This window comes from Planctobacterium sp. R6, assembly GCF_055755215.1.
In genome coordinates this window covers 72,741-99,465 of the sequence record NZ_JBVTQY010000005.1, presented here as the reverse complement: position 1 = coordinate 99,465, position 26,725 = coordinate 72,741, and the positions used below count along the sequence as shown (strand labels likewise).

Annotated in this window: 28 protein-coding genes; 16 read left to right on the top strand and 12 right to left on the bottom strand. The window is 47.3% G+C overall.

Translation table 11 applies throughout. The features are described 5' to 3' along the window. Nucleotides 1-12: 12 nt before the first annotated feature. Both ompR and AC0J20_RS05205 read right to left on the bottom strand, forming a co-directional pair. Nucleotides 13-753: an osmolarity response regulator transcription factor OmpR gene (gene ompR / locus AC0J20_RS05210; RefSeq protein ID WP_229529749.1), complete on the bottom strand. Its 741-nt coding sequence runs from the start codon at nucleotides 751-753 to the stop codon at nucleotides 13-15. Nucleotides 754-921: 168 nt separating this feature from the next. Then, complete coding sequence (locus tag AC0J20_RS05205) at nucleotides 922-1,824, bottom strand: phosphoribulokinase (protein WP_473020892.1); 903 nt, start codon at nucleotides 1,822-1,824, stop codon at nucleotides 922-924. Between the two features lie 287 nt (nucleotides 1,825-2,111). Between AC0J20_RS05205 and AC0J20_RS05200 the strand changes: the two genes are divergently transcribed. Both AC0J20_RS05200 and AC0J20_RS05195 read left to right on the top strand, forming a co-directional pair. Next, the gene (locus AC0J20_RS05200) at nucleotides 2,112-2,714 is read left to right on the top strand and encodes an exonuclease domain-containing protein (RefSeq protein WP_473020891.1); all 603 of its coding nucleotides are present in this window, start codon (nucleotides 2,112-2,114) and stop codon (nucleotides 2,712-2,714) included. Further along, a complete protein-coding gene (locus tag AC0J20_RS05195; protein WP_229529752.1) occupies nucleotides 2,715-3,152 on the top strand; it encodes a nucleoside deaminase in 438 nt (145 codons plus the stop codon). A 725-nt stretch (nucleotides 3,153-3,877) separates the two neighbouring features. On the opposite strand, the gene purD is transcribed toward AC0J20_RS05195, so the two are convergent. Then, on the bottom strand, nucleotides 3,878-5,161 hold the full coding sequence (purD, locus tag AC0J20_RS05190; RefSeq protein ID WP_473020951.1) for a phosphoribosylamine--glycine ligase: 1,284 nt from the start codon (nucleotides 5,159-5,161) through the stop codon (nucleotides 3,878-3,880). Between the two features lie 269 nt (nucleotides 5,162-5,430). On the opposite strand from purD, the gene hemC reads away from it, so the two are divergent. The 5 genes from hemC (at nucleotide 5,431) to AC0J20_RS05165 (ending at nucleotide 11,552) form a co-directional block, all read left to right on the top strand. Next, the gene (hemC, locus tag AC0J20_RS05185; protein ID WP_473020890.1) at nucleotides 5,431-6,354 is read left to right on the top strand and encodes a hydroxymethylbilane synthase; all 924 of its coding nucleotides are present in this window, start codon (nucleotides 5,431-5,433) and stop codon (nucleotides 6,352-6,354) included. A gap of 3 nt (nucleotides 6,355-6,357) precedes the next feature. Further along, nucleotides 6,358-7,080, top strand: a complete 723-nt coding sequence (locus AC0J20_RS05180) for a uroporphyrinogen-III synthase (protein ID WP_229529755.1) — start codon at nucleotides 6,358-6,360, stop codon at nucleotides 7,078-7,080. Then, nucleotides 7,077-8,279, top strand: a complete 1,203-nt coding sequence (locus tag AC0J20_RS05175) for a uroporphyrinogen-III C-methyltransferase (RefSeq protein WP_473020889.1) — start codon at nucleotides 7,077-7,079, stop codon at nucleotides 8,277-8,279. Before AC0J20_RS05180 ends, AC0J20_RS05175 begins: the two co-directional genes overlap by 4 nt. Further along, nucleotides 8,279-9,445, top strand: a complete 1,167-nt coding sequence (locus AC0J20_RS05170) for a heme biosynthesis HemY N-terminal domain-containing protein (RefSeq protein WP_473020888.1) — start codon at nucleotides 8,279-8,281, stop codon at nucleotides 9,443-9,445. The genes AC0J20_RS05175 and AC0J20_RS05170 overlap by 1 nt, the downstream gene beginning before the upstream one ends. A gap of 145 nt (nucleotides 9,446-9,590) precedes the next feature. Next, entirely contained in the window at nucleotides 9,591-11,552 is a 1,962-nt protein-coding gene (locus AC0J20_RS05165) for a class I adenylate cyclase (RefSeq protein WP_267498293.1), read from the top strand. Between the two features lie 51 nt (nucleotides 11,553-11,603). Here the strand turns inward: AC0J20_RS05165 and AC0J20_RS05160 are convergent, their stop codons facing one another. The 3 genes from AC0J20_RS05160 to AC0J20_RS05150 form a co-directional block, all read right to left on the bottom strand. Beyond that, the gene (locus AC0J20_RS05160) at nucleotides 11,604-11,951 is read right to left on the bottom strand and encodes a MaoP family protein (protein WP_229529759.1); all 348 of its coding nucleotides are present in this window, start codon (nucleotides 11,949-11,951) and stop codon (nucleotides 11,604-11,606) included. Nucleotides 11,952-12,087: 136 nt separating this feature from the next. Then, on the bottom strand, nucleotides 12,088-13,791 hold the full coding sequence (locus AC0J20_RS05155; protein ID WP_473020887.1) for a carbamoyltransferase family protein: 1,704 nt from the start codon (nucleotides 13,789-13,791) through the stop codon (nucleotides 12,088-12,090). A 104-nt stretch (nucleotides 13,792-13,895) separates the two neighbouring features. Further along, nucleotides 13,896-15,302, bottom strand: a complete 1,407-nt coding sequence (locus tag AC0J20_RS05150; protein WP_473020886.1) for an aminotransferase-like domain-containing protein — start codon at nucleotides 15,300-15,302, stop codon at nucleotides 13,896-13,898. Between the two features lie 108 nt (nucleotides 15,303-15,410). On the opposite strand from AC0J20_RS05150, the gene ccoG reads away from it, so the two are divergent. The 8 genes from ccoG to nrtS all read left to right on the top strand — a co-directional run bounded on the left by ccoG (nucleotide 15,411) and on the right by nrtS (nucleotide 20,792). Next, nucleotides 15,411-16,799, top strand: a complete 1,389-nt coding sequence (ccoG, locus tag AC0J20_RS05145) for a cytochrome c oxidase accessory protein CcoG (RefSeq protein ID WP_473020885.1) — start codon at nucleotides 15,411-15,413, stop codon at nucleotides 16,797-16,799. Nucleotides 16,800-17,038: 239 nt separating this feature from the next. Further along, nucleotides 17,039-17,515 carry a YHS domain-containing (seleno)protein gene (locus tag AC0J20_RS05140; RefSeq protein WP_229529762.1) on the top strand — a complete coding sequence of 159 codons (477 nt, stop codon included), beginning with the start codon at nucleotides 17,039-17,041 and terminating at the stop codon, nucleotides 17,513-17,515. Nucleotides 17,516-17,521: 6 nt separating this feature from the next. After that, nucleotides 17,522-17,848: a thioredoxin family protein gene (locus AC0J20_RS05135; RefSeq protein WP_229529763.1), complete on the top strand. Its 327-nt coding sequence runs from the start codon at nucleotides 17,522-17,524 to the stop codon at nucleotides 17,846-17,848. A gap of 14 nt (nucleotides 17,849-17,862) precedes the next feature. Beyond that, on the top strand, nucleotides 17,863-18,150 hold the full coding sequence (locus tag AC0J20_RS05130; protein ID WP_229529764.1) for a BufA1 family periplasmic bufferin-type metallophore: 288 nt from the start codon (nucleotides 17,863-17,865) through the stop codon (nucleotides 18,148-18,150). 23 nt (nucleotides 18,151-18,173) lie between these two features. Beyond that, a complete protein-coding gene (locus AC0J20_RS05125; protein WP_473020884.1) occupies nucleotides 18,174-19,070 on the top strand; it encodes an MbnB/TglH/ChrH family RiPP precursor modification enzyme in 897 nt (298 codons plus the stop codon). Then, nucleotides 19,067-19,828 (top strand): HvfC/BufC family peptide modification chaperone, encoded by a 762-nt coding sequence (locus AC0J20_RS05120; RefSeq protein ID WP_473020883.1) that lies wholly within the window; start codon nucleotides 19,067-19,069, stop codon nucleotides 19,826-19,828. Before AC0J20_RS05125 ends, AC0J20_RS05120 begins: the two co-directional genes overlap by 4 nt. Nucleotides 19,829-20,068: 240 nt before the next feature. Next, nucleotides 20,069-20,587: a TlpA family protein disulfide reductase gene (locus tag AC0J20_RS05115; protein WP_473020882.1), complete on the top strand. Its 519-nt coding sequence runs from the start codon at nucleotides 20,069-20,071 to the stop codon at nucleotides 20,585-20,587. Nucleotides 20,588-20,606: 19 nt separating this feature from the next. Next, entirely contained in the window at nucleotides 20,607-20,792 is a 186-nt protein-coding gene (gene nrtS, locus AC0J20_RS05110; protein WP_229529768.1) for a nitrate/nitrite transporter NrtS, read from the top strand. Nucleotides 20,793-20,828: 36 nt separating this feature from the next. Here nrtS and AC0J20_RS05105 read toward each other — a convergent pair whose 3' ends face one another. The 5 genes from AC0J20_RS05105 to AC0J20_RS05085 form a co-directional block, all read right to left on the bottom strand. Beyond that, nucleotides 20,829-21,812 (bottom strand): hypothetical protein, encoded by a 984-nt coding sequence (locus tag AC0J20_RS05105; RefSeq protein ID WP_473020881.1) that lies wholly within the window; start codon nucleotides 21,810-21,812, stop codon nucleotides 20,829-20,831. Between the two features lie 15 nt (nucleotides 21,813-21,827). Next, complete coding sequence (locus AC0J20_RS05100; protein ID WP_473020880.1) at nucleotides 21,828-22,304, bottom strand: DoxX family protein; 477 nt, start codon at nucleotides 22,302-22,304, stop codon at nucleotides 21,828-21,830. A gap of 104 nt (nucleotides 22,305-22,408) precedes the next feature. Further along, nucleotides 22,409-23,290, bottom strand: coding sequence for an AraC family transcriptional regulator (locus tag AC0J20_RS05095; protein ID WP_229529771.1), 882 nt, complete (start codon nucleotides 23,288-23,290; stop codon nucleotides 22,409-22,411). A gap of 89 nt (nucleotides 23,291-23,379) precedes the next feature. Continuing rightward, the gene (locus AC0J20_RS05090; RefSeq protein WP_473020879.1) at nucleotides 23,380-23,859 is read right to left on the bottom strand and encodes a nuclear transport factor 2 family protein; all 480 of its coding nucleotides are present in this window, start codon (nucleotides 23,857-23,859) and stop codon (nucleotides 23,380-23,382) included. 36 nt (nucleotides 23,860-23,895) lie between these two features. Further along, on the bottom strand, nucleotides 23,896-24,438 hold the full coding sequence (locus tag AC0J20_RS05085) for a carboxymuconolactone decarboxylase family protein (RefSeq protein ID WP_473020878.1): 543 nt from the start codon (nucleotides 24,436-24,438) through the stop codon (nucleotides 23,896-23,898). Between the two features lie 109 nt (nucleotides 24,439-24,547). Between AC0J20_RS05085 and AC0J20_RS05080 the strand changes: the two genes are divergently transcribed. Then, the gene (locus AC0J20_RS05080) at nucleotides 24,548-25,474 is read left to right on the top strand and encodes a LysR family transcriptional regulator (RefSeq protein ID WP_473020877.1); all 927 of its coding nucleotides are present in this window, start codon (nucleotides 24,548-24,550) and stop codon (nucleotides 25,472-25,474) included. A gap of 27 nt (nucleotides 25,475-25,501) precedes the next feature. On the opposite strand, the gene AC0J20_RS05075 is transcribed toward AC0J20_RS05080, so the two are convergent. After that, entirely contained in the window at nucleotides 25,502-26,647 is a 1,146-nt protein-coding gene (locus AC0J20_RS05075; RefSeq protein WP_229529775.1) for an alpha-hydroxy acid oxidase, read from the bottom strand. Nucleotides 26,648-26,725: the final 78 nt, after the last annotated feature.

The window sequence follows — 26,725 nt, the reverse complement described above, 5'->3', positions numbered from 1 at the left end:
AACCCGGTTAACTTATTGATTCGCAGCCGCCGGAGCACTGTCACCATCGGGCACAAATACATAACCCAATCCCCAAACCGTTTGAATATAACGTGGATTGGCCGGGTCTTCCTCAAGCATGCGTCTTAGTCTGGATACCTGCACGTCGATACTACGCTCCAGAGCACTGTAGTCACGGCCACGGGCTAGATTCATTAACTTGTCGCGAGAAAGTGGTTCGCGGGGGTGTGTTACCAGCGCTTTTAATACCGCAAACTCACCACTGGTCAGCGTGATGGCTTCGCCATTTGCCAGCATTTCCCGCGTGCCTAAGTTCAGACTGTATTGACCAAACGATACCACCTGTTCTTCTCTGGAAGGCGCTCCGGGTGCCTCACTGGCATTGCGTCTTAGCACGGCTTTAATGCGGGCCAGTAACTCTCTGGGGTTAAAGGGCTTGGGTAGATAATCATCGGCGCCCATTTCCAGCCCGATAATGCGGTCTACTTCATCGCCTTTCGCGGTGAGCATGACGATTGGCAGTTTGTTCTCTTTTTGACGAAGTCGACGACAAATCGACAGACCATCTTCGCCAGGTAGCATCAGATCCAGCACCATCAGGTGGAAATTCTCTCTTTCCAGAAAACGATCCATTTGCTCAGAATTAGCTGCACTTCTTACCTGATAGCCTTGCTCCACCAGGTAGCGCTCTAAAAGACTGCGTAACCGCATGTCATCATCTACCACCAAAATTTTCGGGGTTTCTTGTCCCATGATGCTTCCAATTGTTGTTTGCACTTATCAACAATATAGGTGAACTGGGCTAAAAATAAACCGTTGGGATTGTAAGCAGAGGGCTGAAAGTGTTTCTAATTGTTACAACAGGGCCTTAATGACCTGTGGTCATTTAAATTGTAACAGACCCGGTGTACGTTAATTGCGCTAATTGTCGGCAACCCAGTCCATCTGAAAACTGGAGCGACGCTTTTTGTCCATAATTTCTTCGATAAGCGGCGTGAGAATTAATTCCATGGCTAAACCCATTTTACCACCGGGCACCACCAGGGTATTGATACGGGACATAAAAGCGCCATCAATCATTTGTAACAAGAATGGAAAGTCTACATTCTTCATTTCCCGTCGGAAACGCACCACCACAAAGCTCTCGTCGGAAGAAGGAATCGTTCTGTGGCTAAAGGGGTTGGAGGTATCGACTGTGGGCACCCGTTGAAAATTTATGTGAGTCTGACTAAATTGCGGGGTGATAAAGCGAAAGTAATCTTCCATGCTGCGCACGATACTGCCCATCACAGCTTCGCGGCTGTGGCCTCGTTCTGAGGTGTCACGTACAATCTTCTGGATCCACTCCAGGTTGACTATGGGGACCATGCCAACCAATAAGTCCACCTGACGGGCAACATTGATCTCTTCGGTTACGACACCGCCATGCAATCCTTCATAAAACAGACAATCTGTGTTTTCTGGCAAATCCTGCCAGGGGGTAAAGGTACCCGGCATCTGATTGAAAGGAACCGCTTCGTCAAAGGTATGCAGATACTGGCGACTTTTGCCCTGGCCCGTTTCACCGTATTCTTTGAACGTTTTTTCTAACATTTCAAAGTCGTTGGCTCTGGGACCAAAATAGCTGATATGACGACCTTGTTCCTGGGTCTTTCTGATTTCCACTTCCATTTCCGGGCGTGTAAAACGGTGGTAGCTGTCGCCAGATACCATTGCCGCATTTATATTCAGATTCCGAAAGATGTGTCTCACGGCATTGGTGGTGGTCGTGGTGCCGGCGCCGGATGAACCGGTAATGGCAATAATTGGGTGTTTAACTGACATAATTAATTTGCGTATATCGACCTTTGCTTAGATGAATGAGTTACATGGGCCTGTTGGGCGAAACATGTAAATTACGGGTGGCGTTGCCACCGGCCTGATCCAGTGTGTTTTGGTAATCTATATTTACTCTGTTCAGGAAATGAGCAATAGGCTCGTATCTGATTGCGAAACACTGTTATAGGCATTTGTGGATCTAAGGTCAAGCAGCGCTGTAAATAATTATGCCTGCTTCCGGGGTAAAGATTTGCTATTAATAGAGCCTGGATCAAAGATAACAGGCTCAGCACATGGCAGCGTTAATCATTTACGATACTGAATTCACAGCATGGCCCGGTTCAAAACAGCGGCAATGGTCAGGTGAGGGGGAGGCGCGTGAGATTATCCAGTTGGCTGCCATCAAAGTGACCATCGATAACCAACAACTGAAGACAGTGGCCTCCCTCAACGTGCTGGTAAAGCCACTACAAAATCCACAGCTGAGTGACTATATTCAGCAGTTAACGGGGATCCAACAAAGTGTGCTGGATGATCATGGTGTCGATTTTGTTTCCTGTGCCGAACTGTTTTATGAATTTACCGAAAATGCCAGTTTGCCTTGCTTTTCCTGGGGACCAGATCAGCAGGTGCTGATGGAAAATTTCAGAATTAATCATTTGACCTGGGACCATCAAAAGCCGCATTTTGTTGATCTGAAAAGTCAGTTGTTGACATTAAATCTGGATTTTAAAGATTGTATTAGCGGTGAGTTGGCCGCATTTGTGGGTAAACCATTATCGGGGCACAAACACAATGCCTTGTTTGATGTGAAGAATATATTAGTGCTGCTGCAGACGTTACTAAATGACAAGCGTTTAGACATTGCAGACATTCTTGAGATGAGAGGAGAATAAATGGACAGGTTTTTAGATGAAGCCATTCTTGAAGCAAAAGCAGGGTTAGAAAAAGGGGGCATCCCCATCGGTTCTGTTATTGTGCATGATGGAAAAGTGATTGGCCGCGGCCACAATCAGCGGGTACAAAAGGGTAGTTGCACTTTGCACGGTGAAATGGACGCCCTGGAAAATGCCGGGCGACAACCTGCCAGCGTTTACCAGAATAGCGTTTTGTATACCACCTTGTCGCCCTGCTCTATGTGTTCCGGTGCCATCTTACTCTATGGTATACCCAAGGTTATTGTAGGTGAGAACCGCACTTTCATGGGAGAAGAAGCCTTGCTTAAGAGCCGGGGTGTTGACGTCGTCGTCGTAGATGACGAACGCTGCGTTAACATGATGCAGGATTTTATCTCTGCCAGGCCGGAACTTTGGAACGAAGACATCGGCGTCTGACAGGCCGGTGGTGTTTTTTAGCCAAAAATGAAGCTCCTGAAAAGGAGCTTTTTTGTTTTCACAGCCTTTTAGCCAGTTTAGAATCGAATAAATGTATAAATATAAGTGGTTATATTGAAAGTGAGTGCTTGCTGGGTGGGGTTTTTTAGTGTTTTCCCGCATGCCTTAAACGGTTAGATAAATGTAAAGGAAGAAAAAGTCATGTGGTTTTCTGAAAAATTTTAAGGTACCAATTTGTCGTCTATGTGGTGTTAAAAGTGTCGAAAGTGCTGACAAAGTGTTGGTTGGTCTTTTCAGGACGTCGTTCGGTTAATGTGATTTTGTTATAAAGTCAGGTTTTACCCTGAAATCGCTACCAACCACCTGAAACTCTGATTTATTGCAGCGCTCATCAGAAGCTGATAAGCAATTGCTCTGTCATATTTGTAGGAGATGAGTGAAAAATGAGTGATTTTTTAGGTTGGTGAGTACTCACAAATATTTCCTGGATTTTTTGCACCCGGTAAAAACAGACTGATGTGGGCTTCAACGTAGCTTATTTCGCTGTTTTTGTACTATAAAGTCGCTATTTTTCATACAGTTAGGGAAAACCAATGAGCCAAATACAAAAAATCCAGGCATTTGCCTGGATTTTTAATATAGCAACAAACGATCGGATAAAATGCAGCTAAAATTTCTGATTAAGCAGCTAAATTAATCGAACAGGTTTGCAAAATGCTGTTTAGTTAAGCTTCACGGGCAATGGCACGCCACGCGATATCGTTTCTGAAGTACATTTCTTCCCAATTTATATACTGCACCAGCTCATAGGCTGATTTTTGTGCTTCAGTAACGGAATTTCCCAGTGCTGTTGCACATAATACGCGACCACCGTTAGTAAGTACAAACTCACCTTCGGTTTTGGTGCCGGCATGAAAAACTTTACCCGGATGTTGTTTTGCTGCGTCTAATCCGTTGATTTTTTGTCCCTTTGCATAGGCTTCAGGATAGCCACCTGCCGCTAAAACGACGCCAACCGCTGCCTGCTCTGAAAAGGAAATGCTGGTGGTGTGCAGTGATTTATCTAACGCGGCCAATACTAATTCCACCAGATCAGATTCCAGGCGCATCATGATTGGCTGCGTCTCCGGATCGCCAAACCGACAGTTAAATTCGATTACTTTCGGGGCACCCTCTTTCGTGATCATTAAACCCGCATACAAAAAGCCGGTATAGGGCATGCCGTCCTGAATCATGCCGTTAATGGTAGGGTTGATCACTTCATCCATAATGCGCTGGTGGATCTCAGGTGTTACCACGGGGGCTGGTGAATAGGCGCCCATGCCGCCGGTATTGAGGCCTGAATCACCTTCGCCAACGCGTTTGTGATCCTGGCTCGTGGCAAAAGGCAGTGCGGTTTTGCCATCGGCCATCACAATAAAACTGGCCTCTTCACCTTCCAGAAATTCCTCGATTACCACTCTGGAACCGGCATCACCAAACTTGTTGTCTGCCAGCATGTCCTGAATTGCGTTGATCGCTTGTTGTTCGGTTTCCGCCACTATTACGCCTTTACCTGCCGCCAGTCCGTCGGCTTTAACAACAATAGGTGCTCCCTGGGCTTTGACATAAGCAATGGCCGGTTCAATTGCGTCAAATACCGCGTACGCTGCGGTAGGGATTTGATGCCTGGCCAGAAAGTCTTTGCTGAACGATTTTGAACCTTCCAACTGGGCTGCCGCTTTACCTGGACCAAATATCTTTAACCCATGTTGTTCAAACAGATCTGTAATCCCTAATACTAAAGGCGCTTCAGGGCCAACAATGGTTAGTTCAACCTGATTAGATTGGGCAAATGTCAGTAATCCCTGAATATCTTCCGCCGCGATATCGATGTTTTGACATTTGTGTTCTTCAGCAGTGCCGGCATTGCCCGGTGCAACGAATACCGTTTCCACATCGGGAGATTGTGCCACTTTATAGGCTAAAGCGTGTTCTCTTCCGCCACCGCCAATTACCAGTATCTTCATCATAGTTGTCCTGTTGCTCTAATAAGGAGTTGTTTAAAAACCAGTTTTCAAGTCAGTGGGCTTAGCGATGTAAAATGTTTTGCTAGTTGCGTACACGGCCAAGCCTCTCGAAGTAAAAAATACCGGGGCGCAGTATATCAGAGAGACACCCCGCGCGCATGGGATTGTGTATTATTTCCGGAGGGTGTGAGTACCGGAAAACTCAAACAGGCGACTGATAAAACCAGGAGTGATAGACTAGCCAAATCGGGGTTAACCAGTAAGTAATCATGACGGTAGAAAGAGTAATAAAAATAGCGACCCGCAAAAGTGCCCTGGCGCTTTGGCAGGCAGAAGATGTCAAAGCCAGGTTGGAGCAAGCCCATCCGGGTATAAAGGTAGAACTGGTCCCTATGGTGACCAAAGGCGATCAGATCCTGGATTCCCCCTTGTCTAAAGTCGGCGGGAAAGGGCTGTTTATCAAAGAACTTGAAATCGCCATGATGGAAGGGCGGGCGGATATTGCGGTGCACTCAATGAAAGATGTGCCCATGGAGTTTCCCCAGGGGTTCGACATTTTTGCGATTTGCGAACGGGAAAACCCGGGAGACGCTTTTGTCAGCAATAATTACACTTCGCTTGAAGCATTGCCTGAGGGTGCCGTATTAGGGACTTCCAGCCTGCGCAGACAATGTCAGATTAAACACTATCGCCCGGACCTGGTAATTAAAGACCTCAGGGGCAATGTGAATACCCGTTTGCAAAAGTTAGATGATGGTCATTACGACGCCATTATTTTAGCCAGCGCCGGCTTGATCAGGTTGGGCATGGAAGAACGCATCAGACAAACGTTGCCCTATAAACTGAGTTTACCGGCGGTTGGACAAGGCGCAGTGGGCATTGAATGCCGCACCGATGATGCACAACTGATTGCTCTGTTAGCGCCATTGAATGACGCAGATACGGCCCGCAGAGTTCATGCTGAAAGAGCAATGAATAAGCGTCTGGAGGGGGGCTGTCAGGTACCGATTGCAGGGTTCGCTCAACTGACGGAAGAGGGGATTTATCTGCGCGGTTTAGTGGGCAGCCCGGACGGTGGCACTTTGCTACAGGCAGAAGCGTCCGGAACCGATGCCCAGGCACTAGGCATAAAGGTGGCTGAACAGTTATTATCCAGGGGTGCCGCCGAACTATTAACGGCGTTGTATAACTAGTTTATGACCGAAACTCTGCTCATTGTTAAAACCCGGGAGGGCTCCGCCGAACTCAATGCGCAGCTGGCGTCTTCAGGTTATGGCACACTGCTGGCGCCGGTGCTTAAAATATCTGCGCTGGCGGTGAGTCCGCAATTGATTGCCAACCGGTTTCGCGACAGTGACCTTATTATTTGCCTGAGCAAAAATGCGGTAAAACAATTGCATTTTTATCAGGGGCAGTTGCACCACCGCGGCGCAGTGTGGGCAGTAGGGCGCAAAACAGCCGACAGGTTATCCCGGTATACCGGCACAGTGGCATCTCCCGGGGTAGAATCCAGTGAAGGGCTGTGGCAGGCCATAAAGCCCATGATCGCAGCAGGAAAACGGGTCACCATTGTGAAAGGCGTAGGAGGGCGGGATTATCTGTCTTCTCATTTATCAGCAGCAGGTGCCGAAGTGCGTTACCTGAATCTGTATCGCCGACAGGTAAACGCCATTAACTCACAAGAAATTGCACAAGCTATTGATGATTGTGCTGTGAATACTGCTATCATCGGTAGTGAAGATTTATTTCAGGCGGCCTATGCAAATTGGCCGAAAAAATTAACGCAAATGACGCTGATAGTGCCCAGTGAACGGGTCGCCCTGGCGGCTAAGCGACAGGGTTGTAATAACACATTAATTGCTAATGGCGCGACACCAAAAGCCTGGCTTGAGGTGCTGCGGGACAGGAAAGGTGCATGACGAATTCAGAAAAAAACACCAATGGCGCAACGTCTGTTCAACCGGACAACAAGGAACAAAGTGCTGAGACGGCACAAACCCCCTCAGCGAGCCCGGCAACGGCAGAACAAACCAGTCAATATAAGCCCAGTCCTGCCAATAGTCGCAAATCACAACGCAAAATTACCCGCCCTCAAAAAACCGAAGTCGCCAGGCCTGCGCGGCGCACTAATCCTGCTATCTGGTTTTTAGTGTTGCTCAATACCTTGTTGATTGCCGCGTTATCCGGTGGTGCCTGGTGGGGGTGGACTCAGTGGCAGCAGCTACAATCTGTGCAAGACGAACAGGCACAGCAGCGCAGTGTTTTCAGGCAACAATTAGAAACCGAGTTCAGCGACAAGACACGCTCTGTTCAACAGGCAACGGAGGCTGAACTGGCCCAAACCCGCCAAGCCCTGTCGGCACTGGAACAACAGGTCAGCAATACTGTCACTACGTTAAAAGCCGATGTCGCAGAACAACTGGCAGGCGCGGAACAGGATCTGGATTTGTCTGAAATCAGTTATCTGATCCGCATGGCGGCCCGCAAGGCGAATGTCGAGAAGGATATTGCTTCAGCACTGGCGTTGTTGCGGGAAGTGGAAGCCGTACTATTGCGCAAGGCCGATCAAAATCTGCTGCCGTTGCGGGAAATGCTGGCAGCAGATATCCGCGCTTTGAGGGAACTGGAACAGGACAAACCTGAAACCATGGCCTTTGTCATTGGGGCGATGTTGCAACGGGTGCCAGAGCTGACTTTCCCCACGCCGGAAGCGCACTTTTCAGCGGAACCACTGCAGCCTTCTGATGATACCGCGCAATGGTGGAGCAATCTTAAAATACTGTGGCAAAATCTGGTGGATGACTTTTTAACGATAGAAAAACTGGAACAGCCGCTTACGCCCTATCTGTCCGTACAACAACAGGCGCTTACCAGAGCTTCGTTAAATTATCAGATGTTAACCATGCGCCATGCGGTGCTGCAACGCGATGAGGCCCTGTATCAACAGGCCCTGCAACAGGCACAATCAACCCTGATGGAGTTTGACCATCAGGGACAGGTGTTTAATACCCTGCAACAGGATCTGGCAGAACTGGCCAGGCAACCGTTCCCTAAGGTGGTTACTATGTCATTTATGTCGGTAAGGTACGTGAATGAACACCTGGTCGGGGAAAGATAATGAGCAAAACCATTATTCTGATATTGTGTTTGATTGCTTTGATAGCGCTGGGCTTGTTTTACAGTTCAGCGATTGCCGAAGACACCGGCTATGTTTTGATCAGCATGGGCACCTATAAAATTGAAATGACCGTGGTATCGGCCTTGATCCTGCTCCTGGGTACGGCGCTGGTTAGCTGGATAGGCCTAAAAATGATTCGCACCTTTACGTCTATGGGAGCTTACTCCTGGCATTGGTTTACTGATTTTGGCAGTAACCGGCAAAAGGCCAATTACGACAAAGCGCTGTTGGCCTGGATTGCCGAGGACTTTGATACAGCAGAAAAACACCTGAACAAAGTAAATATCAGTTACCAGGATGGCCTGGTGTTGTTGATGCAGGCAAAAATTGCCGCCAGCAAGGCTGATTTTGACGGGCAGAAAAAGGCCTTGTTGCAGGCGCAAAAGTTTGAAAAAACGCAGCAATCCGCAACCTTGCAATTGGCGGATTTTTACCAGTCTCATAACAATCCCGACGAAGCCGCTGCGCTGTTAACTGACTCTTCTCATAAAATGGCGCTGCACATTAAACTCAATGCCTTGTCTGGTGGTGGTAAATGGCGCGAAGCCATGACGTTACTGGAAGCCAGCAAACGGCAGTTGAGCAAACAGGATTTCAATGACTGGAAACGCAAACTTGCGATAGGCATTTTTAGTGAGGTTGCCAGTAAAGAAGGTGCAGAAGCACTGCTTGATTATTGGGAGCAACAACCGGGAAGAGCGAAAAAAGACAGCAGTTTACAAAGTGCCTTAATTGCGCAATTGATTGCACAAAATTACCATCAAAAAGCTGAAACTTATCTGGTCAGATTTCAACCTAAAGCGCCGGTGCCAGAATTATTGCCCTATTTCAGAAAATTAAAGTTAAAACAGCCGATAGAGAGTAAAAAGAAACTGGAGTTTTGGTTAAAGCAAGATGAAAATAATGTGGATTTGCTTTCGACATTAGGGGAATTATCCTACAATTGTGGAGATATTCCGCTGGCTGAGAAGGTTCTGCAAAAGGTCATCAGGCTCAACAATAATGCCCACGATATTCAGTTGTTGGCCAGGGTAAAAGAAGCGGTAAATGATAAGGACCAGGCGCTACAGCTATATAAACAGGTAACGGAATCACAACATCCATAGCGATTTAAAACACTAAACGTTAATTTTATTGGCATTCAAAGCTGCACTCAATACAATGCCTGCTTTACGTTTAACACACTGCATGTAATTAAATTATCTCGGGCATTTTGCCTGATGACAGAGAAAGTGACTGAGTCCCTGAGCAATGGTGAATGTACAACAAAATCTTAAAATTCGACTTAAGTCAGTTTTAAAGTACAACAAGCTTCGCACCGACAGAGCGATAGCCCTGTTACCCGAGAGCAAGCAGCCGTTGTTTCACGTTCTCCCCTTTCTGTTACACATTAATCACAAAAACTTTCCCGGCTTTATTGAAACCGAAAATGTGCCTTACGGGCTGACCAACTTTAACTTTAAAGATAAGTTAAAGGAGGCGTTGCTGACACTGTTCCCGGAAAGCCGGGAAGTGATTGAACAGGTACGCGACATCTGGCCTAAAAAACGGGCTATCGATTCGATTTTGTTAATGGGCAGTATTGGCTCGATTGGACAATCGGCAAAGTCTGATTTTGATTACTGGGTCTGTATTGATGGTGCCCGGTTTAGTGCCCGTGAAAAAAAGCTGCTGCAGCAAAAACTCATCCTGGTTGAACAGTGGGCAGATGAAGTACACGATATTGAAGTGCACTTCTTTTTGTCTGAAATCGAAATGGTGAAAAACAACGATTTTGGTGAGGCCAGTGGTGAGAGCGCAGGCTCGGCTCAGGCGGTGTTTTTAAAGTCGGAGTTTTACGCCACTAATATTATGATTGCCGGCAAAGTACCTTTTTGGTGGCTGGTACCTGAGTCAACCACAGATGTGCAATATGGCAAATTGTGGGGCATTTTGCAGGCAGGTTCGGAACCTGATCCCAAATGGTTCATGGATTTGGGCAATGTGGAGCGACTGGTTAAAGCGGAAATTTTTGGCGCTGCCATCTGGCAAATCAGTAAAGCGATGGATTCGCCCTTTAAGTCCGTACTGAAAATGGCCAAGTTAGAAGTATTTCTGGAAAATATTGAGCAGGAACGGCCACTGTGCAATATTTTGAAAAAGCGGGTGCACTTCTTCGAACGCTTTAGTGACGATCCGCGGCTGGTGGATCCCTACGCCATGATGTTTGATCAGTTGATCGAATACTATTCCAAAGCCGGGCGAGAAGATGTGGTCGAGCTGCTTAAGAAGTGTCTTTATATTAAAAGTGAGTGCAAACTATCCGAGCCAACATTAGCCCGGGAAGTCAATTTTAAACGACAAATCATCGAAGGGTATGTGACTCGCTGGAATTGGAATAGTCCCCGTTTGCAACATCTGGACAATTTAAAACACTGGGACTTTTCTGAAGTTTCATCGCTGGGGCAGCAGATTCACAACTTTCTCATTGGTTGCTATCGACGCCTGTCAGCCAAGATCCAACAGCAGGAACAGTTGGTTAAGATTGAAGATTCCACCGTCATTGGCCGAAAGCTGGATTCCTTCTACACCAAAAAAGAAGGTAAGATCGTTTATCTGAAACGCGCCTTTGATGAAGGCTTACTGCTGTCTGATATCACCATTCGTTCCGAACTGGATTTAAGTTCCCCCGGTAAAAAGCGCTGGACTGTGTACCGTGGGGAAATACATCACTGGGATGACAAAGACATTGAATCTTGCTTTTTAAAAGAGAGTAATGACCCAATGGATCTGGTGTTGTGGTGTGTATTCAATCGCATCATAGATGCCCGCACTAATATTCTGGTTACCCGAAATTGTGAACCTATCACGGCCGAGTCATTATTGCAGTTTGTTACCCAATTGCAGGAAATGTTTCCGCCTATTCGCATTTCCGATATTCCCAGAAATAAATTGCTGGCACCGGCGCGTATTATCAAGTGCTTAACGGTGATCAATTTTGAAAGTTGGCCAAATATTGCAGAAGTTCAGACCGTCAGAACCGCCTATCAAACCAGTTGGGGAGAGTTGTACAGTGTGGCCGGTTTTGAGGCCCTGGAAGATTTAAGACGGGATTTGTTTCACACCCGAAGAAAGCCTGAAATTTACGTGAAAACCCACGAAAGCCCCCACAAGTCTCGTATCTTTGAAGAGTTCAAAGAACGCACTCAGATGGACTTTGATAATCTGCTTTGAGTCAGGACAGCATTGGCCGGACTAGCAGGCCCGGCCTGCCCAGTCTGATTATTACAGTTCGTCGCCCAATTCTACCGGGCCGACATCTTTTCCATGAATGCGGCTACAACCGTGTAGCGTGTGAAAACGACGGGTGGTGGTGAGTCTCAGATATTTTCGCCATAAGCGTTCAACATTCGTTGTTGGCTCACGGAAGGATAAGCACATTTCAACAAAGGCTTCTTCTACCTGATTCTGTGGCTCTACAATGCCTTGTTCCAGTTTAGACAGGCGGGAACCTAAACTAGCCAGTAAACGCGCTTCGTTAATCGAAAAGTCACCACTTTTACCAAAGCCGTACGGAAAGTTAACTTGATCCCTAAAGGGTTCTGCTACGACGAAACCTTGTTCTAGTTGCATGTTAGATCACCTTAAATCAAACCGAAATTGGTTACTTGCGGAGTATGAGCTGTGATGTTTTTTGAGTACAACAAATAGAATTTATCGTGACGATTTAAGAGAGTTATTGTCAATTTGGGCGGGCAGGGAGGCGAGCTTAGTTCTGGCCTGTTGATTGTTTCCTGATGATATAGTTCTCCATCACCAGTGCGTCAAGTGCACTGTTCAGTAATAATCCAATAGCTTCTTCGGGCGTTTCTACAATAGGTTGGCCTCGTTGGTTTAAACTGGTATTGAGTAACACGCTAAAACCGGTGATGTTTTTAAATGCCTGCAGCAGCTGTGCAAATTTGGGATCCTGCTGGTGGTTGACCGTTTGAATGCGCGCAGAGTTATCCCTGTGGGTAACATTATGCAGTTTATCTTTGTACTGAGGTCTGGTGAAATCAACTGACAACATGTAAGGATTAACGGAGCCATTTTCAAAGTAAGTGCTTACATCACTTTCTAATAGCGACGGTGCAAATGGACGAAAGTCTTCTCGTTTTTTAATATTATTATTAATATGGCGGTGTAACGACGGAATGCCCGGATGGGCCAGAATACTTCTGTGACCAAGCGCTCTGGGACCAAATTCGGAACCACCCTGAAACCAGCCCACCACCTGTCCCTCACTGAGCATGTCGGCACATTCGCTGAGCATTTCAGGTTCACTTTTTAAGGTGTATTTAATTGCGTCTGCCACTGCCGGATTGGTGAGCGCCGCGACAATGTCTGTTTGCTGGTATTTCCGACCAAAACAGGTGCCCTTGTTATGCGGTATGGCGGGTTTGTTAAAGTATTCTAACCAGCCATAAAACGCACAGCCCAGTGCCAGACCGTTGTCACCGGCAGCGGGTTCCACATACAGCGAGTCTACCACGCGATTGGTTAGCAGCTTGCTGTTCGCCACAATATTCAGGGCGACTCCACCGCTGTAACAGAGCGTTTTATTTTTGCGCCCTCTCATGCGCTTTTTCACTAATGTTAGTACCGCGTCTGTAACATTTGCCTGGGCCCATGCGGCGATATTGGCGTAGTACTCAAAGTGCTGTCGCATGTCATGGTGGTCGCTGGCGGGTCTGACCAAAGGTCTTGACCATTGCGGATGCATCAGCAGTCGGTCACCTTCGAACAGGAATGCGGTTTGGGTAATTTGGGTGGGGTCGCCAAATGGCGCTAACCCCATTAATTTCCCAACATCACTCATATCGCCAAAGACGTGGTGACTGACCGCGGCATAAAACCCCCCGATTGAATGCTGTGTTGTCGGCATTGGGGCGGCAAGGCCTGTTGCACTAAAATCCTTACAAAGAGGAGTGACTTTGCTGCCATCAAAGTAATAAAAACTGTCTTTTTCACAGACCAGGTTTGAACGTGCCAGATCATTGATATTCGGCGTAATAATGGCATTTTCAGGTTTGTCGATAACCTGCTCAAAAGGACTGCCACATCCGTCTACGACCAGAATGTGGGACTCCTCAAACGGGCAGGTTCCGGCTGCACTGTAGGCATGTGCCAAATGATGAGAAATATTGATAACCGGAAGCGCCTGATACTGTGCGAATAACCTGGGGCCACCAAAATTGTTTCGATCCGGATAGACAAAATTTTCGCTTTGCACCACCAAATCAATATCTTTGAGTGTTATACCTGCCGTATTTAAACAATATTGGATGGCTAAGGTGTCATTGCCACCATCGTGTTTTTTTCGACTTAAGCGCTCTTTTTCAATGGCGGTGTGTACATAGCCATCTTTTAATAGCACGCAGGAGCCATTGTGAGAGAGACCGGTACCGATGATATAGACAGGTTTGCTCAATGGCACATTCCTTTGTTTGATGCAGGTGACTGTTATTTCATAATATTATTTAAAAAACAAGCATCAGGCAGCGGCTTATTTTGGCAATTCGGTGGCATGGACTGTTAGCAATTTTGGATAAATTGTCCCACGGTGCGCAGTGCTTTCATTCGTGGTTTATCCAGGGTATGAGCAAAACTCAATCGCAGATAATTACGGAACCCTGTCTGACTGGAAAACAGTACACCGGGCGTAATTGTAATACCTTGCTGCAACAGAGGCTGGTACATTTTGTGCGTATCAATATGGTCTGGCAACTTTACCCATACTGTCAGACCTCCGTCGGGTACGCTAAAACCCTGATGGTTACACCAGTTGTTGTTCAGGGCAGTAATCAGGTTGTCACGCCGCTGTTTCAGGCGTTGGCGATATCGGTTCAGATGGCGTCGGTAATGGCCTTCAGCCAGAAACTTAGCGACTCCGGATTGTACCGTCTGACTGCCAGACAGTTGATTAACCAGTTTCAGGTAAGTCATTTTTTCATGCAATTTGCCACCACTAAACCAACCGATACGCAAATCCCGTGACAGTGATTTGGAGAAAGAACTGCATAAAATCACCTGCCCCTGTTGATCAAAATGTTTCAGTGGCTCTGGCTGCAGGCTAAACCCCAGTTCTCCATAAATATCGTCTTCTATGAGGAAAAACTGGTGTTGTTGTGCCAACGCCACCAGTTTTTGTTTTTCATGGTAAGGCATGCAGGCACCGGTAGGTGTGCTGTAACTGGGGGTAACGACACAGGCTTTCACAGGCCAACGGGTGATCACTTTACACAGTGCCTCGACACTCATCCCGGAACTGCTGGAACAAGGGATCTCGAGTACTTTTAAGCCCAGTTGTTGGGCGATTTGTAACACCCCATAAAACGCCGGACTTTCAATTGCTATGGTGTCACCAGGCTGACAACAGGCTGTTAACGCGATAAACAAGCTGTTCTGGCAGCCAGAGGTAATACAGATTTCGTCTACATCCAGGGCACAGTTGCGGGCCTTATATTGTTTTTGAATTTGAGCCCGTAAGGATCTGTCACCTTCAGGCGGACCGTAATACAAGGCGTTTTCCTGAGCCCGGTGTCGCTGTGCCCGGCTGATGTCGCGATGTAATATTTCAATGTGGGGCGGATGATCGTGCAGAGGTGCCGATGGAAACACATCAAATGCTGCACCGCGTGCCATTATTTGTTGAAAAATATGAGGCACATCTACTAACTCAGGAGGGCTTTCATATGCCATTCCCGGTACGATTTGCTGTTCTTTTCCGGCTGCTTTGACGTAATAACCTGAGCGTGGTCGTGCTTCCACCAGACCTTGTGCCTCCAGGTAGTGCAGGGCATGTTGCACAGAGACTTTGGCCAGGCTGAATTCCTGGCTGAGCTGCCGAATGGAAGGCAACTTGTCGCCTGCCTGCAAGATGTGTTGTTCGATGCGCTTGCTCAATAGTCTGGCAAGCTGCTGGTATTTAAATTCGCTCATACCGTTCAGTATAACAAACTGTACCTGATTTAAGTTAATAAACTGTATCTACTAATGACAGAGTGGCTGCATACACTGTTACACCATGTCTTAAGTGTGGAGAGTGTGGTGAAGAATTCCTGGGTGGCAGAGCAGAATGTTATCTTTCGGACAGCTGTTTCCGATAGCAAGGTTGCAGCTGGCAAGATTTATATACGCGAACAGTTTGGTCAGTTTCAGAGACTGCGGCGTCGACTGAATAGCCTGCTCCTGGCCGCTTTCGTGTTATTGCCGTTACTGCGTTATCAGGGCCAGCAGGCAATATTGATTGATGTCGCCCGCCAGCGCATGGACATTTTTGGCTTGTCGCTGTTTCCTCAGGATTTACTGATCCTGGCATTGCTATTTATGTTGGCGGCCTTCGTATTGTTTTTTGTGTCAAAAAGATATGGCCGGGTGTGGTGCGGTTATACCTGTCCGCAAACCATCTGGACACTGATGTTTAACTGGATAGAAAGACGGGTTGAGGGAACTCATCATCAAAGCCAGGCGTTGGACAGACAAACCTGGAGCCACCAAAAAGTCACCCGAAAACTCTTAAAGCATCTGCTGTGGGCAATGCTTTCTTTACTTACAGCACTGGCCTTTATGGCTTATTTTGTGCCAGCCGACGCCTTATATCAGGGGGTTGTTGGGTTCGAATTGTCTCCATTGATCACGGGCTGGGTTGCCTTTTTTACCTTGTGTACTTATCTCAATGCCGGTTTTCTGCGAGAGAAAATGTGTACACACGCTTGTCCTTATTCCCGTTTTCAGGCAGCGCTGTTCGATGCTTCAACCAAACTGGTTGCCTATGATGCCATTCGTGGTGAGAGTCGTGGGCCGAGAAAGCGCAATGCCCCGAAAGCCACAGGGCTGGGTGACTGCGTGGATTGTAAGTTGTGTGTTCAGGTTTGTCCGGTGGGCATTGATATTCGCGATGGTTTGCAATACGACTGCATCAATTGTGGTTTATGCGTAGACGCCTGTGATGCCACTATGGCCCGTTTTAACTACCCCAAAGGCTTAATCAGATACGCCAGGCAGGCCACGCCTGTCAAAGCCAACAGACTAAACCTCGGCTACGCGCTTACCATATTGTTGACCTTGTCAGCAATGGTGTATTGGGGCATAAGCCGCAATACGTTTGAGGTTAATTTACTGCGAGACCGTCAGGCTCTGTATCGCATCAATACCGCCGGAAAAGTCGAAAACACCTATCTGCTGAAAACGCTGAATAAGAGTCAGCAAGTGCGCAACTACAAGGTGTCTGTAGATAACAACCCGAACTTCAGCATCAGGAGCAGCCAGGTTTTTAGTGTCAAACCTGGTGAGTATCAGCTTACCGCTTTACCCGTTTCTTACCAGGGAACGCCGCAAAGTACTAAGCAGACTATTGCCTTTACTGTAGTAGATTTGCAATCCGGTGAAACACTGAATAGAACCTCATCCTTTTATTCAGGTGCTGGTGCCTGGTAGCGTCACGAATTGTTATTAAACCAGTGAATTCGCCGCTATTGATTGGCAAAGCAGGTAATAACCGGTCAGGAATAATAGCCAGTTACCCGCAATCAGCTTGCCTGGACGAATGGCATCAATATGTGTCGCATCTGTTGCCTGGCGCTCCCTGAAATTTCATACCTTAAGTGACAGGAAGTTTGAGAGTACAACTTCCCAACGGTTTTAAATTAACTTGAATAACCCTCTTAGGAAAAATTATGAAAATCTCAAAAACGTTAAAATTTGCAGGTGTCGCTGCGTCTTTATTGATGAGCAGTCTGAGTTTCGCGTCTTCAATCAATCTGGGTGAAAACGATGTGGCCATTCATGGTTATGATCCGGTTTCATATTTCACTCAGCACAAAGCGGTTGAAGGCAATGCAAAATACACTGCGACCCATGATGGTGCCATTTACCGCTTTTCCAGCGCTAAGAACCGCGATCTGTTCAAGGCAAATGCTGATAAATATGCGCCCCAATTTGGCGGCTATTGTGCGATGGGCGTGGCGTTAAACAAGAAGTTGGACGTTGACCCGGACGCTTTTTATATCAAAAACGACAAGTTGTATTTGAATCTGAACAAAACCGTTCAGAAAAAGTGGATGGAAGATGTACCTGGAAACCTGAAAACCGCCTATCGGGTATGGGACGGAATTGAAGGGTTGACCGTTGCCGAAGCCAATGCTGAGGAGTAATGGTTGATGCAAACCAATGCTCTGGAGTTGCTAAGTAATGGCCACGGTTACCCGGAGCCATTATTAATGTTGTGGTTTAGTGCTGAGTGGTGTGGCCCCTGCAGACAGCTGGAGCCCGTCATCAGTATGCTTTCACAAACGTTTGCAGGCGCTGTAAGGGTGGTGAAAGTGGATGCTGACAGAGAACAGGCACTATCCCAGCGATTTGGTGTGCGAGCCATCCCCACCTTAGTTTTGCTCAGTCACGACCAAACGCTGGGCACACAGGTGGGGTTATCCAGTTATCTGGAAATCAGTCAATGGTTGGAATCCAACCTAACCCCCGCTATTTAATTGAGGAAATATTTATGAATCGCAAACATGCAATTGCAGCTGCTGCTCTGGCGGTTGCATTAACCACACTTGCTGCACCGGCACAGGCTGGTGGCAAAGAAAAATGTTACGGCATTGCCGCAGCAGGACAAAATGACTGTGGTAATCTGGCTGGCACGCATTCTTGTGCCGGTCAGTCAACGGTAGACAAGGACCCTGGTGAATGGAAATTAGTCGCTAAAGGCACCTGTGAAACCATGGGTGGCATGCTCAAAGCTGAGGCTAAAAAACGCTACAACGAAAGTAAAGCTGGAAAAAGCTGATTAATATGACCAGGAGAACGTCGATGTTTGTAGAAAATCTGGCAAAACCACCTGTCGCCGGGCAACCGGCTGTGGGTGTAGGGTTGCGGTTTGAGCATTACCAGGATGTTTTGCAGCAAGCATCGCTCTCTGTGGATTTCTTAGAAATTCATGCAGAAAATTTTTTTGCAGAAAGTCCGGCGATAACTGAGTTTTTAGAGCAGGTTATCGCCAAAACGCCTTTGAGTATTCATGGTACATCAATGGGGCTGGGTTCTGCCGCCGGGGTTGACGGTCAGTATCTGAAGAAGTTTGCCAACCTTGTTAACAAAGTGAATCCAATTTATGTCTCTGAGCACGCCTGTTTTACCTGGGGGCGTATCAATAATTCTCTGGTTCATGCCGGGGATTTACTGCCCTTGCGCTTTGACAAAAGCACGCTGCAAACTTTGGTGTCGAATATTGATCGGGTACAGCAAATACTGGGCAGACAAATTCTGATTGAAAATATTGTGTCTTATCATCGTTTTAAACATCAGGAATACAGTGAAGCCGAGTTTCTTACTCAGGTCGCTGAGCAGTCGGGTTGTGGATTACTACTGGATCTCAACAATATTTTAATTAATTTGCACAATCATGATTCGGGAAATTTGGCTGAAAAAGCCAGAAACTGGTTAGATATCATTCCGCAAAATAGCGTGGGAGAAATTCATCTGGCTGGCGCCAGCCCGGTGTTGCAGGGAAACATATTGATAGATGATCACAGTCAGCCGGTTTCTGCGCAGTGCTGGGAACTCTTTCAGTATGCCAATAATCGTTTTCCACAAGCGGCAGTGCTGGTGGAATGGGACAATGATATTCCACAGTGGGGCGTGTTATTGGGTGAAGCCAATAAAGCGCGCCGGATTATCGATAACCTGGTGGAAGTCGAGGCAATATGACGAATCTGACGTCTTCGGTCAGCGACTATCAGACACAGTTGCTGCAGGATATCTTTGGCGTCGAGAATACGGCATCAATAGAGCCACGTGCGCTGCAAATCTATCAGGACAATGTGTTGTTGACGGCTGCCCGAAGTTTATCACTCACGTATCCGGTACTGGATAAAATGATAGGTAGCGACGCGCTTTTGGTGTTAAGCCGACGGTTGTTAAAGACTGAGCTACCGGATTCCGGGGATTGGGCAGACTGGGGAAGTCAATTGCATAGCTTACTGGAGCAGAGCGAGTTATGGAGTGAATACCCCTATTTGCAAGACATTGCGCGACTGGAATGGCTGGTGAGCCAGGCGTCCCGCAGTCCGGCGACCCCGTTTGTGGCTGAATCACTGTCGCAGTTGGAGCAGCCAGATTTAAGTCAGGTATTTATGCAGCTTTCTCCCTCACTGTCATTGCTGGAAAGTGAATATCCCGTCTTACCCATGTGGCAGGCTCATCAAAATCTGGCCAAAGGACAGGAGTTACCGGGGAGTGCTCTCGCTGCCATTGCTGAGATGGGGAGGCAAAACAATTATTGTGTTGTAGTTCAAACACCTGTCCGGCCTGACATCCACAGTCTGGATGCTGCGGAGTTTCAGTGGTTGAGGGGAATCACAGCAGGTTTAAGTGTTTCGGCGTTACTTGATACTTACCCCGGCGTTGACTTTGTAAAGTGGCTTTCAATCGCTATTGAAAAACACTGGCTGTTGCGTTTCTGTTAAGTGTTCGAAGCATCCGCATCAACAATCATTTCATCTCACATCCCATTTCCCTATAACTATTCCACTTTATAACGAGGCTCTCTGCGGGGTATACGCACTTCGACCTTAGAGCATTGAAACAAACGCTGAGTGTGTGAACATTTCAAGGTTTCGGTTCAATAAAAAAGAGTATCTGCGCTTTTCTGCGGTATCAACTCACTATCATTACTGCTATTACATTGAATAGTGAGAACAATGCCTATGCGAGTACGACCTTTTTATGCCCTATTACTCAAGGGTTTTATCTTTTCTTTCTTGTTGACTGTGGATACTGCAACCGCACAGTCTGACGTTGAGCAATCTTTTTTGGCACCGGATTTTGTGTTTCAGTCAGGATCAGGCGAAGTGTTTAACTTTTATGATCGCCTGCAGACTCAGAAGAAACCAACTCTGGTGTATTTTTGGGCGACATGGTGTCCCTATTGCCGAAAAGCAACACCAAAAGTTGTGGCATTACATCAGCACTTTTCACAGGCCATTGATGTCCTGGCTATTAACGTTGGGATCAATGATTCGCCGGAGCGAATGGCAGAATATGTGCATTCATATCAAATGGACTTTCCGGTGATGTTTGATAAGGACAGCGAAATAAGTCAGCAGTTTCATGTGTTCGGTACCCCTGTTTTTGTCATTGTTTCTGATAGCGGTGAAATCATGTATCGCAGCCATCGCTATCCTGCGGGAATAGAAGACGCACTTTCACCTCCCGCACAGCAGTAATCAGAAGGAAATGAGAAAAATGTTGTCCTCGAGAATGTGGCAGGGTATTAAAACTGCACTGGTGGTGGGTACGGTTTTGTTGTGTATTAATCAATATGAAGTTTTATTGGGGCAGGCAAGCATCCAACCGGTAAAAGCCATTTTGGGATATTGTGTGCCCTTTCTGGTTTTTCTTTACGGTACTCACGCCACATCGTCACGTTAATCAGGGCCGCTGTTGATGTATATCAATCCACAGCGGTCAATCCGTTAATAACGTCGGATAGAATCCATCCAGTGTGCCAAATTCATATAGTTTTGTCTGAACCTTACGGGCCTGACTACCGGAAACGGTGGGAACGCGAGACTGATCAACCTGGGCATTTAGTTGCGCCAAACTTTGTGCTAACTCCGGATTGCCTTGTGCGGCGCGGGTGCGAAGCGAAAGTGATGCAAGGGCTAATATTGATATCCCGGTACTAAATCGATTGACCTTTTGAAAGCGAAAATGCTCAGCAACATACGCGTCGCTTGCTGCGATCAATGCATCCATAAGTAAGTGTAAAAACACATTAGGGCAGGCTGATGGCAGGATAAGTGTCAGAATTTGTGACGTGTGTAGTGACAGGTGGATATCCTCTTGCTCCGGGAGCCGCAGGTCTAACAGGATTTGCGTGTTGCGCCGTTTTTCAATATTCACCATTTGGATTGGCTTGCCATCAAAGGTCAGATTTTTTGTCAGTATTGTTAAATGCTGTTTGAAGGCTGAAAACGAACAGTCTTCATCACGGAGGCTTAACTGGGCTGCGTGTTTTGCTATCAGGGGGAGATCCTGATGGGTACTAAACGGCGCGCTCCACTTGCCGTTTACCTGCAGTTTTAATAGTTCCCGGATTTCGTGTTCGCGCGCTTTTTTGACAGCTAAAAACAGGGTCTGAATAATTTCCGATGTGGGGGTTTGCGAATCGACGCGCCATTTACGGCCATATACGATCTTTTTATTGCCGCGTTTGTAGGTATCGTAACCTACGATCCCCACCTGTAGGTAAAGACCCGTAGTTTCATCTTCGCCCACGAAGAATAGGTAATTTTTGTCAAAACTACATTCCGCGACGATTTTTTCAATGGAGGATTTGGAGTGGGTGTAGCGCAAATAATGCTGTGGAATACAATAATCCCCTTGTCCCAGTGGAACAAGGGGAGCATGTGGGATTGGGGATTCACCATCATTCATTGCATTAATCATGACAACTGATAGCGCTTAAGCCAATGCGCAAGAAGACGAAGAACGGGACATTTTCGAGCGAACTATATGGTCAACCGACAACTTGCCTGCACCCCAGAAGACAACCTGCAATAATAGCAGTCCCCAGATTACATGACCGTTGAAGGCCGCCGGAGCCATGTCTTCAAGACTGAGCACGGCGACCACATTCACCACACTCAAAACGATTGCGTTAAAGCGACTGGCGAGCCCCAATGATAATAAAACCGGTGCTATCAGTTCAGCAATTGTTGCCAGGTATGCGGCCAGAACAAAATTCAGCAGGGGAACCTGGTATTCGTATTCAAACAAAAACAGGGTTGACTCCCAGTCATCAATTTTAGTTAAGCCGGATGCGAAGAATACCCAGGCCACATAAAATCGGGCAAACAAGGACAAAACGGGTTGCACCGGTGTTAGTAGCGATGACATCGATTCCAGGGATTTGAGCGTAGTGCTAATTAAACATTTCATTTGATCTATACCTCAGTAGCAGTTTTTTGGGGTTTAACTATTCAATAGCGATGCAATCAATGTAGCTTTTTGACATACCGGTAATGAACCCATATGTCTTTTGTTTACAACCTTTCGTTTTCCGGCAAGCTCAAGGCATGGTTCTTTGCATCAAATAGCGATTCTTTATTCTTACTGGATTTGAGCCAGTCCCTGGGGGCCTGGCCAAGCTTTTTTCGGAATATTCGGGCAAGTGCAGAACCGTGTTCGTAGCCCACTAAATTGGCAATGAGGTTTATTGGTTTTTCCTGAAGCAGTAAATCCTGAGCCAGAGAAATTCGAATGTCAGTGAGGTAGTCATTGGGGGTGATACCAATCACACTTTTAAAGGTAGCAGCAAACCGGGAGCGTGACATTGCCGCTACATCAGCGAGGCTTTCAACAGTCCAGTTAACTTCGGGTTGTTCATGCATGGCACTGATGACTTTGGCCAGCATGGGATGAGTCAATGCGGCGAGGGTACCGCTTTTGACCAAATTTCGCTCCAGAGAATACCTGAGCAACTGGAGTAAAAAAATCTCACTGAGTTTGTCGATGATCACCTGACGGGCAATGGAATGACTAAAGGCTTCTTCAAACAACCATTGTGCAGTTCGACTAAAATCAGGCAATTTCCCCAGTGGCAGACAAAAGATGTTGGGCAGCGCTTCAAGCAGTAAACCCCGGTGAATGGTGTCAATCGTGACAGTGGCGCACACCAGTTGTGCGGTGGAAGATTGATCCGCCAAAATTCTGTGCTCACTTGGGGTTGGGATGAATATTAGCGTAGGCTCACTGGCCACAACTTTTTGGCCATTGCTCATCAGAATGGTTAATGTACCTTCGCGCAGCAGGTGCAGGTGGCCTTTATCCTTAGAATCAAAGGTTTGAATTCCGCACAATTTTCCACTGAAAAACACTTCAGCTTTGATGGAAATTCGCCGTAAGATATTGTTGATATTTACCATGTTGTCACCTTTAGTTCAGTCATATAAGAAAAAGCATGAGAGAGAAAGCCGGCACCTTTTCTGCCTGCGGCAGTCAAGGTGCGGTTGCGTTAGAGTCCCAGGTCGGACAGCGATGGATGGTCATCAGGGCGACGTCCCTGCGGCCACCTAAACAGACGTTCCGCTTCCTGTATGGGTAAGTCATTGAGGCAGGCAAAGCGATTTATCATTAAACCCTGCTCATCAAACTCCCAATTTTCGTTACCGTAGGAACGAAACCAGTTGCCCGAGTCGTCCCGCCATTCGTAGGCGTATCGCACGGCAATGCGGTTGTCTGTGTACGCCCACAATTCTTTGATAAGTCGGTATTCCAGCTCCTTGTGCCATTTTCTTTGCAGGAACTGACGGGCTTGTTCACGCCCCTGAATAAACTCGCTGCGGTTTCTCCATCGGGTGCCAACGCTGTAAGCCTGTGCTACAACATCCGGGTTTCTGGAGTTCCACCCATCTTCAGCGAGACGGACTTTCTTTTCTGCGCTTTCGCGGGTGAAAGGTGGCACCGGAGGCCGGTATTCTTCGATAGCATGCATGGTTAATTTCCTTGTGTAAGGCGTTAATGTGGGCAGTTAAAAGGGTTGTACTAATGGGAAATCAACCTCAGTTTTCGCCACATTGTTAATGCTATTCGTCCAAACATTTAACGCTACATGAAGGATGATTTCGATAATCTCAGCGTCACTAAATCCGGCTGCTTTTACCTGTTGCACCGATTCATCTGAAACCTGCCCCCGCTGCTGCAACACCTCTATGGCAAATGCCAGGGCCTGTTGGGTTTTAACGTCTTTCGACAGTGCTTTGCGGTTAGCGATAATTTCTGCCTCTTCCAGGTTTGCCAGCCCTTTGCCTAAATAGGTATGAGCCGACAGGCAATACTCACAGCCATTCGCTTCAGCTATGACAAGTGCAATACCTTCTTTCAACGCAACTGACAGCAAGCCCTTGTTCAATGCGCCTGACAAGCCGAGATAACCTTCCAGTGCTGCCGGGTTGACGGCGACCAATTTAAACAGGTTAGGAACAACGCCAAGTTGTTGTTCTACGGCTTTAAGTAATGGCTGAGATTGTTCCGGGGCAGATTCTATTGTTGCCGGGGTAATGAGTCGTGACATAAATTTTTCCTCAGTAAGTGTTTTTCACGCCGCTAAACTGTATGCTCGACAGATACCTTCGTGTAGTGGTCAAAAACGTTTAGCACCTAGTCATTTTTTGGGGGAATTGATGGACAGGCTTAATGCAATGGACTTGTTCGTGACGGTGATGGAATGCGGCAGCTTTTCCGCGGCAGCCAGAAAACTGGGCAAACCGCAAACCACAGTAAGCAGACAAGTCAAAGAGTTGGAAGACTATCTCGGTGTCCAGTTGGTGCGTCGTTCAACCCGAAATTTAGTGCTCACCGACGCCGGGCGAACTTATTTACAATCCTGTCGTGACGTGTTGTCCATGGTGTCGGATATTGAACGGGATGCGAAGGGGGAGTATCAGGACCCCAAAGGGTGTCTGACAGTAACCGCGCCCAATATTCTGGGGCGAATGCATATTTTTCCGTTGATTACGGAATACCTGAAACTCTATGCTGACGTCAGTGTTAAACTCATACTCACTGATCAAAACCTGCACATGTATGAGGATGTGGTGGATATTGCATTTCGGGTTGGTGAGTTACCCGACAGTGAATTGGTCGCAAGATCTCTGGGGAGTGTGCAGAAAATACTGTGTGCCAGCCCCGAATATTTGGCTGCTCATGGCACGCCTGCTTCCCCTGAAGCATTGTCATCACACCAATGTATCTCATTTGAAGGATTAGATCTGGCCAATCAGTGGCGCTTCAATGTCGGGGCAAAGGAAGTTCTGGTTCCCGTGTCCTCAAGAGTCAGGGCCAATTCTATTGATGTGTCTTTGCAGGCTGCCCGTGAGGGGTTGGGCATTGCCCGGGTGTTGTCATATCAGGCGTTGCCCTGGTTACTTAGCGGGGAGCTAAAATTGGTTCTGCAAACTTACGCCCCGTCAGTATGGCCGGTGAGTTTACTCTATATTCAGCAACCGGTTTTACCCTTAAAACAGCGCAGTTTTATTGATTTTATAACGCCCCGTTTGCAATCCCGCTTTCAGCATCTTACCCAGCAGTGGGCCACTGTTTTACAATAAGTTTTGGCGGGAAATGATTAACGCGAATTAGCGAAAGCGCACATGGTCGCGATTTAAGTCACTAATTTTACTGCAACCCATTAAGCGCATGTCTCTTTCAATTTCTGCCACCATCTGGCTCATGGCACGCTCCACGCCTTTTTGACCGGCGGCTGCCAGGGCATAGAGGTAATAGCGGCCCAAACCCACGGCTTTTGCGCCCAGGGCCAGTGCTTTTAAAACATGAGTGCCGCGCTGAACGCCACTGTCGAACAGCACGTCAATTTGATCACCCACGGCATCAACTATTTCCGCTAAATGATCAAAAGAACTGCGGGAGCCATCCAGTTGACGTCCACCGTGGTTGGAGATCACAATGCCGGTACAGCCAATATCCACAGCGCGCCGGGCATCGTCGGCGCTCATAATGCCTTTTAAGCAAAACTGACCATCCCAGAATTTCACCATCTCGGCCACGTCCTGCCAGTTCATTGACGGGTCCAGCATGTTGGTAAAATAATCCCCTATTGAGCTGGTGGCGCCTTTCATTTTAATGTGCGCATCCAACTGAGGCAGGGCGAATTTCTCATGAGTCAGGTAGTTTATTCCCCACGCAGGCTTACTGGCAAATTGCCACAATCCGGCCAGGTTAAGTCGAAACGGAATGGAAAATCCGGTGCGTAAATCCCGTTCCCGATTACCGCCGGTAATGGAGTCTACGGTCAGCATCATAACCTGAATGCCTGACTCTTTGGCGCGCTCCATCATGGCCTTGTTGAGGCCGCGATCTTTGTGAAAATAGAACTGATATACCTGTGGTGTGGCGTATTGTCTGGCTATTTCTTCCATGCTGACGGTGCCCAGCGATGACACGCCAAACAGGGTGCCAAACTGTTCTGCGACAGCGGCTACAGCGCGCTCACCCTGATGATGGAACAAGCGTTGCAGGGCGGTTGGTGACAGATATACCGGCAGTTTTAATTCCTGCCCCATGACGTTCACACCCAAATCGATATCTTTGACACCAGTGAGTACCCGGGGAATGAGATCACAGCTTTGAAATGCGTCTGTATTGCGGCGTAGTGTGGTTTCATCATCCGCCCCGCCATCAATATAGTTGAAAATCGGGCCGGGCAAGCGTTTACGTGCCAGATTGCGAAAATCATGGAAGTTATAACACTGGCTTAATCGCATGGTTGTTTTCCGTTTTTGTGTTTCACCAGGCAACCGCCAAAAGGAAGCTGCCTGTAAGGAAACCAGCGGTACATACCG